At 62.4% G+C, this 14,754-nt stretch carries 14 protein-coding genes and 1 pseudogene; 8 read left to right on the top strand and 7 right to left on the bottom strand.

Features of this window, described 5'->3' with window-relative positions:
- The first annotated feature begins 28 nt into the window (after positions 1 to 28).
- Positions 29 to 898: a tripartite tricarboxylate transporter substrate binding protein gene (locus tag F7R19_RS19490; RefSeq protein ID WP_407648945.1), complete on the top strand. Its 870-nt coding sequence runs from the start codon at positions 29 to 31 to the stop codon at positions 896 to 898.
- A 91-nt stretch (positions 899 to 989) separates the two neighbouring features.
- Here F7R19_RS19490 and F7R19_RS19485 read toward each other — a convergent pair whose 3' ends face one another.
- Genes F7R19_RS19485 through F7R19_RS19475 form a run of 3 tightly spaced genes read right to left on the bottom strand, consistent with a single transcriptional unit; the run spans position 990 to position 3,815 of the window.
- Positions 990 to 1,721, bottom strand: coding sequence for an ABC transporter substrate-binding protein (locus F7R19_RS19485; protein WP_150981704.1), 732 nt, complete (start codon positions 1,719 to 1,721; stop codon positions 990 to 992).
- A 21-nt stretch (positions 1,722 to 1,742) separates the two neighbouring features.
- Positions 1,743 to 2,786 (bottom strand): Ldh family oxidoreductase, encoded by a 1,044-nt coding sequence (locus F7R19_RS19480; RefSeq protein ID WP_150981703.1) that lies wholly within the window; start codon positions 2,784 to 2,786, stop codon positions 1,743 to 1,745.
- Between the two features lie 21 nt (positions 2,787 to 2,807).
- Entirely contained in the window at positions 2,808 to 3,815 is a 1,008-nt protein-coding gene (locus F7R19_RS19475; RefSeq protein WP_061954348.1) for a Bug family tripartite tricarboxylate transporter substrate binding protein, read from the bottom strand.
- 115 nt (positions 3,816 to 3,930) lie between these two features.
- Between F7R19_RS19475 and F7R19_RS19470 the strand changes: the two genes are divergently transcribed.
- From F7R19_RS19470 to F7R19_RS19455, 5 genes are all read left to right on the top strand, one after another.
- Positions 3,931 to 4,836 carry a LysR family transcriptional regulator gene (locus F7R19_RS19470; RefSeq protein ID WP_150981702.1) on the top strand — a complete coding sequence of 302 codons (906 nt, stop codon included), beginning with the start codon at positions 3,931 to 3,933 and terminating at the stop codon, positions 4,834 to 4,836.
- 138 nt (positions 4,837 to 4,974) lie between these two features.
- Positions 4,975 to 5,295 carry a hypothetical protein gene (locus F7R19_RS29815; RefSeq protein ID WP_170292619.1) on the top strand — a complete coding sequence of 107 codons (321 nt, stop codon included), beginning with the start codon at positions 4,975 to 4,977 and terminating at the stop codon, positions 5,293 to 5,295.
- The gene (locus tag F7R19_RS19465) at positions 5,247 to 6,074 is read left to right on the top strand and encodes a helix-turn-helix transcriptional regulator (protein WP_170292618.1); all 828 of its coding nucleotides are present in this window, start codon (positions 5,247 to 5,249) and stop codon (positions 6,072 to 6,074) included. The genes F7R19_RS29815 and F7R19_RS19465 overlap by 49 nt, the downstream gene beginning before the upstream one ends.
- Positions 6,075 to 6,379: 305 nt before the next feature.
- Positions 6,380 to 7,942, top strand: a complete 1,563-nt coding sequence (locus tag F7R19_RS19460) for a matrixin family metalloprotease (RefSeq protein ID WP_150981700.1) — start codon at positions 6,380 to 6,382, stop codon at positions 7,940 to 7,942.
- A 193-nt stretch (positions 7,943 to 8,135) separates the two neighbouring features.
- Positions 8,136 to 9,362, top strand: coding sequence for an MFS transporter (locus F7R19_RS19455; protein WP_150981718.1), 1,227 nt, complete (start codon positions 8,136 to 8,138; stop codon positions 9,360 to 9,362).
- 3 nt (positions 9,363 to 9,365) lie between these two features.
- Here F7R19_RS19455 and F7R19_RS19450 read toward each other — a convergent pair whose 3' ends face one another.
- Positions 9,366 to 10,301, bottom strand: coding sequence for a LysR family transcriptional regulator (locus F7R19_RS19450; RefSeq protein WP_150981699.1), 936 nt, complete (start codon positions 10,299 to 10,301; stop codon positions 9,366 to 9,368).
- 102 nt (positions 10,302 to 10,403) lie between these two features.
- Here F7R19_RS19450 and pcp point away from each other — a divergent pair, with 102 nt between their 5' ends.
- Complete coding sequence (gene pcp, locus F7R19_RS19445; RefSeq protein ID WP_150981698.1) at positions 10,404 to 11,051, top strand: pyroglutamyl-peptidase I; 648 nt, start codon at positions 10,404 to 10,406, stop codon at positions 11,049 to 11,051.
- A gap of 97 nt (positions 11,052 to 11,148) precedes the next feature.
- A complete protein-coding gene (locus F7R19_RS19440; protein ID WP_150981697.1) occupies positions 11,149 to 12,405 on the top strand; it encodes an acyl-CoA dehydrogenase family protein in 1,257 nt (418 codons plus the stop codon).
- 37 nt (positions 12,406 to 12,442) lie between these two features.
- On the opposite strand, the gene F7R19_RS19435 is transcribed toward F7R19_RS19440, so the two are convergent.
- The 3 genes and pseudogenes from F7R19_RS19435 to F7R19_RS19425 all read right to left on the bottom strand — a co-directional run bounded on the left by F7R19_RS19435 (position 12,443) and on the right by F7R19_RS19425 (position 14,754).
- Positions 12,443 to 13,087, bottom strand: a complete 645-nt coding sequence (locus F7R19_RS19435) for a methionine ABC transporter permease (protein ID WP_285846661.1) — start codon at positions 13,085 to 13,087, stop codon at positions 12,443 to 12,445.
- Between the two features lie 34 nt (positions 13,088 to 13,121).
- Positions 13,122 to 13,904: pseudogene (locus tag F7R19_RS19430) on the bottom strand (methionine ABC transporter ATP-binding protein); the annotation flags it as partial.
- Between the two features lie 25 nt (positions 13,905 to 13,929).
- Complete coding sequence (locus F7R19_RS19425; protein ID WP_150981695.1) at positions 13,930 to 14,754, bottom strand: MetQ/NlpA family ABC transporter substrate-binding protein; 825 nt, start codon at positions 14,752 to 14,754, stop codon at positions 13,930 to 13,932.

Genomic DNA, 14,754 nt, shown 5'->3' with positions numbered 1-14,754 from the left:
CGCCGCCTGGCCGAATCGGCCCATCGAGATGATCGTGGCTTACGCACCGGGTGGCGGCACCGATCTGGTCGCCCGCCTGCTCGCAAGGCATCTTGAGAAAGAGCTCGGCGCAACCATCGTGGTCCAGAACAAGCCAGGGGCCGGCGGCGCCATTGGCTTTGCCGAACTGGCACGCGCCACGCCAGACGGCTACACCATCGGCTTTATCAACACACCGAACCTGTTGACGATTCCCATCGAACGAAAGTCGACGTTCACATGGAAGAGCTACGACCTCATCGGCAACCTGGTAGACGATCCGGGCGCATTCACCGTCCACCAATCGAGCAATATCGATTCTTTGGCAACGCTCGTGAAGTATGCCAAGGCCAATCCGGGCGCCGTCAAAGTCGGCACCACGGGCGTGGGCTCGGATGACCATCTCGCGATGCTGCTGTTCGAGCGGGCGGCGGCCGTGAAGATGACGCATGTGGGCTACAAGGGTGCCGGCGAAGTACGCGGCGCGCTGGCGGGTCAGCAGATCACCATTGGCGCCATCAATGTCGGCGAAGCGCTGGCCTACCAGAAAGGCGGCACGCCGCTGAAATTCCTGGGACAGATGGGACTGTCGCGTGCTGTGCTGGCGCCCAATGTGTCGACGTTCCGTGAGCAGGGCTACAACATCGAGCTCGCGTCATTGCGCTGGCTGGCCGCACCGAAGGGCCTGCCGGAGCCGGTCAAGAAGAAGCTCGTCGATGCCATGGCCAAGGTTGCGGCGGACCCGCAGTTCAAGCAACAGGCCGACGCCATGTTTGCGCCGCTGCGTTACCTGGCTCCGGCCGCATACGCCGCCGAACTCGAACGCGGCGAAGCAGGTTTCCGTCAACTGTGGAAGGAAATGCCATGGCAAGAAAAGTGAGCGGGCTTTGCCGAATGGCGACGGGCACGTAGCGCTGGTGTGCCCGTCGCTGCCGCTCGCATTGTCGCGTCGGAGCGAGCCCGTTCAGTCGCTATGACGCCATGGGTGCGACCGACGCACCCTCGATTCCATGACGTGCGAGCGCGTCCGCAACGAAGCCGGAGGCCTTCATTTCCTCGACGAATTGCCGTAGCACGTCCACCGCCTCAGGGCTTCGGGCCTTGGGAATGCCCATGGCCTGCTGGATGACCATGAAGCGGCCCGGCAGCAGCCTCTGGCCCGGCGTGCGCGCGGCATCGGCCTCCAATTGCTGCCGAACGCCCGCAGCCACGTCCGCATCCTGTTCCAGGAATGTTTGCACGACCGATGGCGACGTCGGGGCGCGCACGATCTGGGCATGCTGCAACGCGCGCGTGAGATACAGGTCGTAGGCACTCCCTGTGCCCACGACAACACTGCGTCCAGCACGGTCGACTTCGTCGTTGGTTCTGACCGGGGAGTCGTTCTTGACCAGGTATGCGCCCTCGATCAGCACGTAGGGTGCGGAGAACGCAATGCCCGCTCCGCGGACCGGATCGACGGCAAAGAATCCGAAGTCGGCCTGTTCGGCCGTGACCGCATCGACCGACTTTCCCGCGGAGTCGAACACGACAAGTTCCAGCGGTATGCCAAGGCGACGCGCAAACTCGCCGGCCAGGTCTACTGAAACGCCGAATGGTTTTCCGTCTGCATCGAGGTTCGCGAGGATTGGGTTGCCAACATTGATGGACGCGCGAAAGATTCCAGTCGGCGCAAGCTCGCGCCGTGCATCGTTATAGCTCATGGTGCCTCCGGAGTGTGTGATTCAGTTCGCCTTGGCGTTCGCATGTCGATCCAGCAGGGCCTTCACGGCCGGGTCCATCGCAATGCCCTTTTCGCGCTGATGCCTCAGCTTGTCGAGCTCGATCTCTCCGGGAACGATCACCGGCTTGCCAGGCTCGGCCGGTGCGCTGCCATGGAGGATATCCGCAAAGTCCTTCATGCGCGCAGCCAGCCATTGCGTCGGGCCTAGTCGCCGGGTATCTATCAGGATAAAGAAATGGCCGAGGTTCTGTGGCTCGTCAGGTGCATCGACCCACGACTTGACGTGCGTGAGGTATGCCGCGTCCGAGAGCAACCCAGCGAAGAGATCGACCATCAGCGCCAGCCCATAGCCTTTGTGCCCGCCAATCGGTAGCAGAAAGCCATCGAGGGCGGCTTTAGGGTCTGTGGTTTGTCTTCCTTGCGCATCGGTGGCCCAGGAATCCGGAATGGGCTGCCCTGCCTTGAGCGCATTGCGAATCTTGGCGCGTGCGGCCACGCTCATGGCCATGTCCAGCAGGAAGTGGCGGCCGTCATGCCCCGGTACGCCGAAGCCTAGCGGGCTGTTGCCCAGACGCGCATCGCTGCCGCCCCACGGCGCGATGGTCGTCGTGGCGTTGCTGCCAATCATGCTGGCGAACCCGGCTTGCGCCGCAATGTAGCTGTAGGGCGAAACCGGCCCGAAGTGGTTGCTGCCCCGCACGAAGGCCATGCCGATGCCGAATTCCCCGGCGACTTCCATGGCGGCGCGCAGTGCCTTCATGCCCGCGAGCGGCCCAACGGCGTTGCCGCCATCGACTTTTACCAACGCCGGTGCCGCGCGTTCGACGGTGATGGCCGGGCGTGCCGAGATGCCGCCGGACAAAAGGCGTTCGCCATAGGATTCGATGCGGGACAGGCCATGAGTACTCAACCCGAAAAGGTCTGCCAGCACGAGGATGTCAATGACATCACGGGCATCGTTTTCGGTCAGGCCCAGGCCCTGGAACGCACGCGTTCCGAGTTGGCGGAGTTCGGCTTCGGATAGGAAAACTCGATCTTGTTGCATGCTGGAAAATCTCTGAAGGTTTTAGTTGGCCTGGATGCCTGCGCTGCGGATGACGGTGCCCCAGCGCTGTTGTTCGCCTCGAATGAATGCCGCGAACTCGGCACTGCCGGCGCCTTCGGGCGTGCTGGCGTCCTCTGCAAGGCGTTGTCGCACAAGTGGCGTAGCCAGGGCCTTTACGGCCTCGGCATGGAGACGACTGACAACCGCTGCGGGCGTGCCTGCGGGTGCCAAAAGCCCGAACCATTGGGAGCTTTCGAATCCCGGGTAGCCTTCCTCGGCAATGGTGGGAACGTTGGGGATCGGCGCCAGGCGTTGTGACGATCCAACCGCGAGGATGCGCAGCTTTCCGGCCTTGGCGTGTTGCAGAATGCCGGCCAGGCCCGCCGATGCGGCGTCGATGTTGCCGGCGAGCAAGTCGGTAATCTGCGCGCCGGTGCCTTTGTACGGCACGTGCACAAGATCGATGTGCGCGGTCTGCTTGAGCATTTCGAAGGCGACATTGCCAGCGCTACCGTTGCCCGCCGATCCGTAGGTCATCGCGCCAGGCTTCGCCTTGGCCTGCTTGATGAATGCCTTGATGGAATCGCTATGGACTGTAGGTCCCACGGCGAACACCATCGGCACTTTCGCGAGCAACGTCACCGGCGTGAAGTCCTTCGCGGCATCGTAGGGAAGCTTGCGCATCATGGCTGGGTTGACGGCAAGCGTGCCAACGTGACCAAGAACCAGCGTATAGCCGTCGGGCGCGGCGCGTGCGGTTTCCTGCATCGCGATGACACCCTGGCCGCCGCCCTTGTTGTCCACCACGATCTGTTGGCCAAGGCCCTTCGACATTTCGGCCGCGATGACGCGGGCAATGGCGTCCGAGCTTCCGCCGGGACCGTATGGCACGATCAGGCGGATTGGTCTGACGGGTGTCCACGTTGCCGCGTGCGCGGGAATCAACACCGTGGCGAGCGGAATTGCGAGCGCGGCAAGCGCAGCACGGCGCGACATGCCGCGTATCGGCTCGCGTCTGTTTTTAGGCATTTTGTCTCCTGCTGTAGTCAGGACAGCATGACGTCGCCGTCCGTGCTGCGCATGATCGCGTGTACTGGATTACGGTGTAAAGTGCAAAAATCACAAGTATTCTTGCGTCTACCACATGAATTTCGATCTAGCCGATTTACGCGCGTTTCTGGCCGTCGCCGATCTGGGCAGCTTTAAAGCGGCTTCAGACGCGATGTTCCTGTCGCAGTCGGCGCTGTCGCGTCGGGTGGACAAACTGGAAGAGGCGCTGGGCGTCGCGCTTTTCACGCGGACTACCCGGAAGGTCGAGTTGACGACGCTGGGCCGCATGTTTGTCCACAAGGCGCGCAACGTCATCAACGAGTTGGAAGAGGCCATGCTCGGCATACAGACCGTTTCTGAGCGGCTGTCGGGCGAGGTGACGCTGGCCTGCGTGCCGTCCGCGGTCGGACATTTCCTGCCTTCCGTAGTGGGGCCGTATCACGCGCGATATCCGGGGATACGGCTGCGCATCATTGACGAGTCCTCCGGGGATGTCCTGCTTGCCGTCACGCGCGGCGATGCCGATTTCGGACTGACCTATATCGGGACACAGGAGCCCGACATCGAATTCTGCCCATTGATTGAAGAGGCGTTTGTTGTTGCCTGTCGCAAAGGGCATCCGTTGGCCACGCAAAAAAGCGTCCAATGGAAAGACCTTGGAGGGTTTGACTACATCACGCTCGCGCAAGGCAGCGGTAATCGCTTGCTGATCGACCAGGCCTTGGCGCGACTGCCGGTCAGACCGCGCTGGTACTGCGAGGTAAACCATGTACCCGCCTTGGTAAGTCTGGTCGAGGCGGGCCTGGGAATCGGTGTGGTGCCGAGAATGGCGTTGCCGCCGAAATCCAGCAGTGGGCTACTTGCGATACCACTGACAGAACCAGCGATCACCCGAACCCTGGGATTGATCTCTCGCCGAGGACGCCCGCTGGCGCCGGCCGCGCAGTTTCTCTTTGACATGCTGATCCAGAGAGGCGCAGCGAAACCACCGGGCGCGTGACATCGAACCACGCACACAGAAGCGGCAATTTCGGCACCCTCCTCTTCTGATTTATCGGCGAATTAAAAATGATGCAGCACCGACGGCACTGCGCTTACCTAGAATCGCAGGGTCGCGTTCGCCCGGTGAGATTGGTATATGGACCGAATGCATGCCGTGCTGATGGCGCTGGAGCGGACGTACCAGGCTGCGCTGGACGACAGTGCATGGACCGACGCGCTAGCGGGCATGACGAAAGTGCTCGATGCGCCTTGCGGCATGGTGGTCGACGCCGAGACGCCGACCATGCTGCTGGCGTCGGTTGGTATGGATCGCGAGGCCGTCACCCTGCTCAGCCACGAACTGAGCCACAACTGCCCCGCGTGGATTCGGAAGGCGTGCCGACACGGCAGACCGCCCGCATTAGCGACGTGGAGTTTGCCCGTTCCAAGCTCTATCAGCACTGCATCCGCAAGGTAGACGGCTTCTACGGCATGCTCGTGCCATTGCCGCAGCGTGAGCGCAGGCCGCGCTATTTCGTGGCAGGGCGCCTGCTAGGTCAGCCCGATTTCGATGCCGACGACGTCAGGCTTGCCGCATACATGGCGCCGCATTTGCAGGCCGCGCTAGCGGTGCGATCGCGCCTCGATATCGTTTCGGTACAGACGCACTGCATATATGACGCGCTGGCCCATGTCCATGTGGGCGTGATCCTGCTGGATGCCCGCCTGCGCCCCGTCTTCGTCAACGCACGCGCGGAGGCGCTGGCTGGCGATGGGCTGTTGATTTCGCGCGACAAGATATCAGCGTCGCATCCCCACGAAGTCGAGCGCCTACACGCTGCAATCGCCAGCACAGCACTCATGGGCAACGCGCAATGCCCTGGTCCCACCTGTTACCTGACAAGACAGCCGCCGCATGCGCCATTACAGGTGACGCCCGTGCGATTCGACGCCGCCATATCGGGCGGACCCGCGGGCGCGCGACTACTGCTGCTAGTTACCGAGAGCAAAGGCACGTGCGGAAAGGACATGCGCACGTGGGCGCAGTACCGCTTCACGCAACGCGAATCAGCCCTTGCAGACCACCTTGCGTCCGGCGCCAGCCTGGCCGCTGCCGCCGATAGTCTGCAGATCAGCATCGAAACCGCCCGCACGCATCTGAAGCATCTGTTCGCGAAGACGGACACGCGCCGGCAAGGCGAACTCGTTTGCGCATTGCTAGGTGTGCCGCGGCCCCATCTCACCCGTTTCGAGTAGCACCTCCGACACGCGCCCTAACCTCTTTTGGGGAGGTAAGCGGTGCCGTCCGTAACTATATTCTCCACGCGCAAGCAGCGCGCGACATTCCTGCGCTACCGGATCGTACTCCTTTGCGGGATTGCCATGCGGGATTCCCGCTAAATCCTTGTGTCCCGATACAGGCCCGAGGGAAGCCATTTGACGGACTTGGCGATAAGCGGCGTGGTAACGATTCCTGGCTAGCGAGTCATCAAGACGTAACGTCAATCTTTCGGTTTTTTCCGCCGATTGATCTGGGCGAAACATCAATAAGGGGCATTGCAATGCCAACAAGTTTCCGAGATATACATGACAGTCTGGTTGCGCGAGGACTGATCGTCGATCACGATTTTTCCTCTCTCAAGCCTGACGACAAACTGCCTGCCGCCTTGAGGGACGCGCTTGCGCACTATGTGCCTTCCGGCAACGGGATCCAGCTCCACCCACGGGTTCGAGATTTCGATTCGCCAACGCTCCAGGCGATTTTGGATGCTCTCAACCGCCCGCATTGTGGCGTACCTAACGGATCGCACGGTCCAACTCAAATTCAGACTTTTGGGTCTCCCGGCGGACGTTGGGACAGAGGCGTCCTGACTTTCTCGATTGACCCTGCGGGAAGCGGGTTGCCGCCTAATGACGTCGTAAATACGATCGCCGGGGCTTTCGCGCAGTGGCAGGCAGCTAGCGGATTTTTCTCTTTCACGCGCGTCGATTCTGGCGGCGACATCCAGCTGCGGTTCGGCGGAACTGAGCTACGGAGCTATTTCGGATCTGCAGGCGGTGTACTGGCGGATGGCGGCTATCCGCCAAGTGGACGGATCAATTTTGATAGTGCCGAAGCCTGGACAACGGCCGGCCTTTTATCCGTCTCGCTTCATGAGATTGGTCACGTACTTGGCCTGTCTCATTCGAATGATCGGCGCTCTCTAATGTACCCATACGACTTGAATGCAGCGGTCATCGACTCGGAGAGCACCGATGCGATAAGGAATCTCTACGGATGGCGCCCCCAAATACAGCTGGGTGACCGGGCCACCAGCGACCGGCCTGCACTTGCGGTGCGGTCACGCGCGACATCGACTCAGACCCTGCATATGGTTTGGAAGGGAACGGGAGACGATCAAGGAATTTATGAATCGCAGCTTGTGAACAATGTCTGGAGCCAACAGAAGAAGATCTCAGGCATTGGATCAACCGAAAGCCCCGCACTCGCGACCATCCGCGCGAGTGATACATCAAATGGCCTGATCATGGCGTGGAAAGGAGTCAAGGGCGATCAAGGGCTTTACTACTCGATCATTGGTGACGGCGATTGGGCACCGCAGCGCAAGATTCCAAACGTCGGTTCAAACCATCGCCCCGCGCTAGCAAACTTTAACGGCACGATCTACATGGCGTGGAAGGGCGTGGATGGCGATCAGGGAATCTACTGGTCGATCATTTCAGGCGGAAACTGGACGCCGCAGCGCAAGATCAACGGTGTGGGGACACATCGGCGCCGCCAGCGCTGGCAGCGCTTCATGGCCGACTTTTCATGTTCTGGAAAGGCGTGGAGGGAGACGATCTGGTCTATTGGTCGTCGATCGACAATCAGCCGGGGGCGATATGGCAGCCGCAGAGAGTCGTATCGTATGTCGAGAATGAAACGGAAGGCGGCGTTTGGCGGAATATCGGCAATAGCAATGGCCCATCGGCGACCGTCAGAGGGAATCGCATCCTGCTCGCGTGGAAGGGCATTCCCGGTGACTCTGGCATTTATTTCTCTCTTTTCGATGGCAATGAGTTTACTGGCCAGATCAACGTGGCTGGCGTCGGCACGTCGCAAGGGCCAGGCGTGTGTACGATAGGCGGGATCACGCACATGCTGTGGAAGGGAGTCCAGGGCGACAACACCATCTGGTGGTCTACACTCTGAAACAGGTGGTTGAATGGCGCCTCTGCGTGACTGGCTCGATCTGGCTGCTTTCGGTCCCGTTGGCGCCGGCCAGCACCGCCGCCGTACAGAGCACCCCACATCAACGATGTGTTGCGGCGCAACGGATGAATCGCTCATTGCTTTCCGGCCTCGTATTCCCGTCCGGCATCGACGCAAGTGCGATGCCGCTTCTTGCCGGGCGGGCGTTGCGCGGCTTCTGCGACGGCTTCGTGGCCGTGCTGTTGCCCGCTTACCTGCTGGCGCTTGGCTTCGACCAACTCGCCGTGGGGCTGATCAGCAGTGTCACGCTGATCGGCTCCGCAATCGCAACCATTCTGCTCGGACTCATCGGGAGCCGCTTTCCCCAACGCCGCCTGCTGATATGGGCGGCGGTCCTGATGGCCGCTACCGGCGCGGCTTTTGCGGGACTGTCGTCGCTCTGGCCGCTCCTGATCGTCGCGTTTGTCGGCACGCTGAACCCCAGCTCGGGGGACGTCAGTGTGTTCCTGCCGCTCGAGCAGGCGCGGCTGGCCGAGGCTGCGGCCCCCGAGGCGCGCACGGCATTGTTCGCGCGTTACGGGCTCGCAGGGTCCCTCTCCGCTGCGTTCGGTGCGTTGGCCGCGGCGATACCTGGCTGGCTTGGCTCGCACACCAGCCTGTCTTTCCTGGCCGCCATGCGCCTGATGTTCATGGTTTATGCCTTGACGGGCATTGCGCTGTGGGCGCTCTATGCAAAGTTGCCCGAACCTCACGCGCAGTCGACATCGATCACGCCGCTGGGGCCCTCACGCCGGATCGTCATCCGGCTCGCACTGCTGTTCAGTGTGGATGCGTTTGCGGGCGGCCTCGTCGTCAATGCCTTGCTGTCGCTTTGGTTGATGCAGCGTTTCGGGATGGCTCCGGGCGCGGCGGGCCAGTTTTTCTTATGGGCCGGACTATTGACCACGGCTTCCCAGCTTGCCGCCGTTCCCCTGGCCCGAAGAATCGGGCTATTGAACACCATGGTGTTCACGCACATTCCATCCAGTGCGTTTCTGATTGCCGCCGCCTTTGCCCCATCGTTGCCGCTGACCTTGATGTTGCTGCTGGCGCGCAGTGCGCTGTCTCAGATGGATGTGCCGACGCGGACCGCATTCGTGATGGCGGTGGTCACTCCCCCGGAACGGACCGCGGCGGCAAGTTTCACCGCAGTGCCGCGCAGCCTGGCCGCCGCGATCAGCCCGGTGCTTGCCGGTGGGCTCATGACCTTGGGTTGGACTGGCGCGCCGCTGCTTGCCTGTGGTGTATTGAAGATCGGCTATGACCTGGCCATACTTGCCGCGTTTCGGCGCGTTGGCCCGCTCGACAGATGAGACTCAAACCATCTCACTGACGGCCGCCTGAATCTGCTGCCTGAGCCATACGGCCGCCGCATCGGCTTGCGTGCGCCGGTTGTGGATCAGTTCGATATCGAACCCGGTATCGGCCAGTTCTTCTGGAACTTCAAGAATCTGCACCTCGGGAGAGGCCAGCCGATGCGCCACCCGTCGGGCAACGGTGGCAACCAGATCGCTTTGCGCCACCGCCAACGGCAACGCGACGATATGCGAGAAGGTCGCCGCGACACGCCGTTGCCGACCGAGCTTGTCCAGCCTGCCATCGACGACCCCGCGGCGCGATCCACTATCGCCGGGGGCAAACAGTGCGTGGGGCAGTTGCAGATAGGTCGAGAGGTCGATCTGGCGCCGTCGCTTGCCAGCGCGCAGTTGCGGATGTGAACGGCTGGCGATGCAGACGAAGTCCTCTTCATACAACGTGGTTTGCACCATGCGCTTCGGCGCGGACAGGTGTCCGCCAATCGCGACGTCGACAATGCCTTGGTCGAGTTGCTCGTAGATCGCGGCACGGTCGAGCGCCATGATCCGCAGATCGATCTCAGGCGCCTGCCGCCTGAGCCGGCCGATAACGTGCGGCAGCAGGACGATGTCGGCGTAGTCGGTGGCTGCGATGGTAAAGCCGCGTCCAGCCGGTGCGGCGGGATCGAAAGCCACCGATTGGCCCACCGCCTGGCGAACGTGATCTAGCGCCGCGGAAATCCCGGGCATCAGCGTGTGCGCCAGTTCCGTGGGCTCCATCCCTGCATGGCTGCGCACAAACAGCTCGTCGCCAAATAGCGTCCGGAGACGGGTCAGCGCATTGCTTACCGACGGCTGGGCGCGGTTCAGGCGCCTGCCGGCCAGCGTCACACTGCGCGTCTGATACAGCGCCTCAAATGCCACGAGAAGATTCAGATCGATGCGGGATAGATTCATTTCGTGAATTTAACGGATAACGAATATCCATTTCAAGAATCCGTAGCGCATCGGTACGATTTGCTCTCCCCTTCCATTCGTCCGCCTTCCGGACAGCGCCAAATGCAGACCGTACTTGTGACCGGCATCGAGCCATTCGATGGTGAAACCCTGAACCCTTCGTGGGAAGCGGCCCGCGCCGTCGATAATCGCGTGATCGGCGGCGCCCGCGTGCTGGCCCGGCGGGTGCCCTGCGTGATAGCCGAGGTCAGGCAGGCGCTCCTGGATGCCATCGCGGAGGTCGATCCCGTTGTCGTCCTGTGCCTGGGACAAGCGGGCGGACGTAGCGACGTGTCGATCGAACGCGTGGCGATCAACGTCGTCGACGCGCGCATTCCCGACAACGCGGGCCGGCAGCCCGTCGACGAGCCGGTGATTGCCGGCGGTCCTGCCGCCTACTTCTCTTCGCTGCCGATCAAGGCGCTGGTCAGCCGCCTGCGTGCGTCTGGCATCCCCGCATCGGTCTCGCAGACAGCCGGCACCTACAACTGCAATGCCATCTTTTACTCGCTGCTGCATTACATCGCGACCGAGCGGCCGGCCCTGCGCGGGGGATTTATTCACGTCCCCTATCTGCCGCAGATGGCCGCTGCCCATCCCGGTGCGCCCAGCATGGATGTTCGCGTGCTGATCGAAGCCATCGAGATCATGGTTGCGACGGCGCTTGAAGTCTCGATCGATCTCAAGGAAATCGGCGGCGCCACACACTAGCCGCATAACGGCATGCGAAATCGGTCGTTACGCGTCGAAAGAATTGCTGCACGATGTCTTTCGTGCTCATTCGACGAGAAACCCAAAGGACAACCGCATGCCATTTCAAGAACCCCTTGCGCCCTTGATCGCTACCGAGACGGATGCCGCGCCGCCGACCTCGACGCCACAACTGCTGCCTCCGGCTGCCGATGTGGCAATACTCCGCCAGCGAGCCAAAGCGCTGCTGCCCGACATCGCACGAGACGCCGCACAGCGCGAAATCCATCGCGAACTGCCTTTTGATTTTGCGCGGCGGGTAGCCAACGCCGGTCTGCTAACGTTCCGCATTCCGAAAGCGTATGGCGGCCCCGGTGGCAGCATGCGTGACGCCATCCGCTTTGTGCAGGAACTGGCCGCCGTCGATGCCAACCTCGCCCAGGCATTGCGGCCCAATTTCGGACTTATCGAAGGTCTGCTCGCGGGTCACGACAACGAAGCCGATCGCAAGCGCTGGTTTGACCGATTGCTCGGCGGCCAGATCGTCGGCAATGCCGGCGTGGAGCGCGGCGGCAAGCATGGTGACATCCAGGCCACCATCGCCCGTGAGGCCGATCACTATGTGGTCAACGGCACCAAGTACTACAGTACCGGCGCGCTCTATGCCGACTGGATCAGCTCAATCGCCGTGGATGAGGCCGGCAAGGAAACGCACTTCACGGTGCCTCGCGATCGAGCCGGCATGATGCTGCTCGATGATTTCGACACCATCGGTCAGCGGCTGACTGCCAGCGGCACCACCCAATTCACGAACATGCGCGTCGAGCCCGAAGAACTGCGCGCAAGCCACTTGCCACGCGACCGCCGCAATCCCGTATCACCGGTCTTCCAGCTATTCCTTGCTGCCACGGAAGCCGGCATCGCACGCAATGCGCTGGACGACGCGGTCTGGTTCGCGCGCAACAAGGCCCGGCCGATCAAGCACAGTTCGGCCGAGCGATCGGTGGACGATCCTTACGTGCAGGAAACCATTGGTCAGATCGCCGCGCAGGTGTTTGCGGCCGAAGCCGCCACGCTGCGCGCGGCCGACTCCATCGACGCCGCCTGGGCGGACAACCTCAGCAATGCCTCACTGACCCAGGCGTCGATCGACGTCGCCCAGGCGCAATACTTCGCCGTCGCAGCGGCGCTGAAGAGTGCGGAGCTGGCGTTCGATGTCGGCGGGGCATCCGCCTGCGATCGCCAATACAATATTGACCGGCACTGGCGCAATGCCCGCACCGTGGCCAATCACAATCCGCGTCAGTGGAAGGCGGCCGCCGTCGGCGCATGGCTGCTGAAGGACCAACCGCCCCCCACGACCGGCCTGTTCTGAAGACGCGCCGTCCCAAAAAACTGAAGCGGCGGCGTTGCTATCGGCGGTGATCGAAACGGCGAGCCAGCCGCTCGCCCGCGAACTGCACCACCGTCACCAGCACTATCAGGATTGCGATCACATTGAACATGACCGCCGTTTCATAGCGCTCGTAGCCATAGCGGATCGCCAGATCGCCGAGGCCACCCGCCCCTACGGCGCCCGCCATCGCGGACGATCCGATCATCGCGATCACCGTCACCGTAGCGCCGCCGATCAGCGCCGGCAGTGCCTCCGGCAACAACACGTGCCGCACGATATGCCAGCGCCGGCAGCCCATGGCGCGCGCCGCCTCGATCAACCCTGCGTCGGTTTCATTGAGCGCCACCTGCGACACCCGCGCAAAGAATGGAATCAGATGCGCGCTCAGCGGCACCACGGCAGCCCAGGTGCCCATCGTCGTGCCGACGATCAGCCGCGTAACCGGCAGCATGGCCACCAGCAGGATGATGAACGGGATAGAGCGAAACATGTTGACCAGCACCGACAGCACGCGGTGGGTACGCGGCCTCGGGCTCAGCCCGCCAGGCGCGGTAACGGTCAGCACGATGGCCAGCGCCATGCCGACGACAAACACTACGAGGCACGCGCTGCCGGTCATCAGCAGCGTTTCGCCAAACGCCTTCAGGTACTTCTCAGCCATTGGCAACACGATGGGATACCTCCACAGAATGTCCGTTCGCCGAGACGCGTTTGCGTAGCGGGCGTAGCAGCGACAGCGTGGCCTCGGCCTGCGGGTCGGCAAACACGCGCCAGACCGGCCCCTGCTCCTGCACCTGGCCGTGGTCCAGCACCAGTACGCGGTCGCACGCTTCTTCGATCACGGCCATGTCGTGCGTGATCAGCACCACGGTCAGACCGAGCTGCTTGTTGATATCCCGTAGCAGCGCCAGGATCTGCTCCGTCGTTTCGGGATCGAGCGCCGAAGTCGCTTCGTCGCACAGCAGGATCTCCGGGCGATGCACCAGCGCCCGCGCAATACCGACGCGCTGTTTCTGCCCGCCGGACAGCATCGCCGGGTAGGCGTGGGCCTTGTCCGCGAGTCCAACGGTCGCCAGCAGGTCGTTGACCCGGCCGTCGATCTCGCTACGTGGCACGCCGGCCACGCGCAGCGGCAGCGCAACATTGTCGAAGACGGTCTTCGCCGACATCAGGTTGAAGTGCTGGAAGATCATGCCGATGCGCCGGCGCAGCCCGACCAGACCATCTTCATCGAGCTTGCCGACGTGCGTGTCGTCGATCCATACATGACCGCGGTCCGGCCGCTCCAGCATGTTGATGCTTCGCAGCAGCGTCGACTTGCCCGCGCCGCTGCGGCCGATGATGCCGAAGACTTCGCTCCGTTCGATCGTGAACGATACCTCCGCCAGCGCAGGCGCGGCGGCGCCCGCATAGGTCTTGCCAACGCGATCGAACACGATGTGCGGGTCGCGCGTCGGCCATTGCGAAATCGTGTGCATGTCATCGCCCTTGTTCACAAGCGCCTCAGAACGCCGGAATGACCGACCCCTGATACTTGGTCAGGATGAACTTGCGCACTGCCTCCGATTGATAGGACTTGACGAGCTGCGGCACCCACGGCGCGGTCCGGTCCTTCTCACGCACGGCAATCACGTTGACGTAGGGGTTGTTTTCGCGCTTCTCCACCGCAATGCCATCGCGTGTGGCGATCAGGCCGGCCTGATAGGCGAACGTGTTGACGATGGCGGCGGCGTCCACGTCCGGCAACGCACGCGGCAGCACCACCGACGCGCTTTCGATAAATTCGAGCTTGCGCGGATTGGCCGTGATATCGGCCAGCGTGACGGTGCCCGTGTAAGGATCGAAGCCATCCTTCAGCTTGATCAGGCCATGGTCGCGCAGAATGACCAGCGCACGGGTCTGGTTGCTGGGATCGTTGGGGATACCAATGCGCGCGCCGTTCGGCAGCGCTTCCAGAGATTTCACCTTGCGCGAATAGAACGCGATCGGCGAGATCAGCGTGTCGCCGACATTGGTGATCTTGTAGCCGCGCTGCTTGATCTGGTCACGCAGGAACGGAATGTGCTGGAACGAGTTGGCGTCCAGATCCCCGTTGTTCAACGCCTCGTTGGGGCTGGCGGTGCCGGTGATGATCACCGTTTCCACCTTCAGCCCGTTCTTGGCAGCTTCCCGCGTGACGACCTCCCAGATCTCCTCGTCGACACCGCCACGTACGCCAACCTTGAGCGTCTTGCTGCCCGCTGGCTGGGCGTAGGCCGATGCGATCGGCAGGGCGGACAGCGACAGGGCCAGCGCGGCAATGAGACCAAAGGCGGAGCGTCGTTTCAT

It is taken from the genome of Cupriavidus pauculus (assembly GCF_008801835.1).
GTDB lineage: Bacteria > Pseudomonadota > Gammaproteobacteria > Burkholderiales > Burkholderiaceae > Cupriavidus > Cupriavidus pauculus.
Note: the sequence above shows the minus strand (reverse complement) of the source record. Positions and strands in the feature narration are given on the sequence as shown.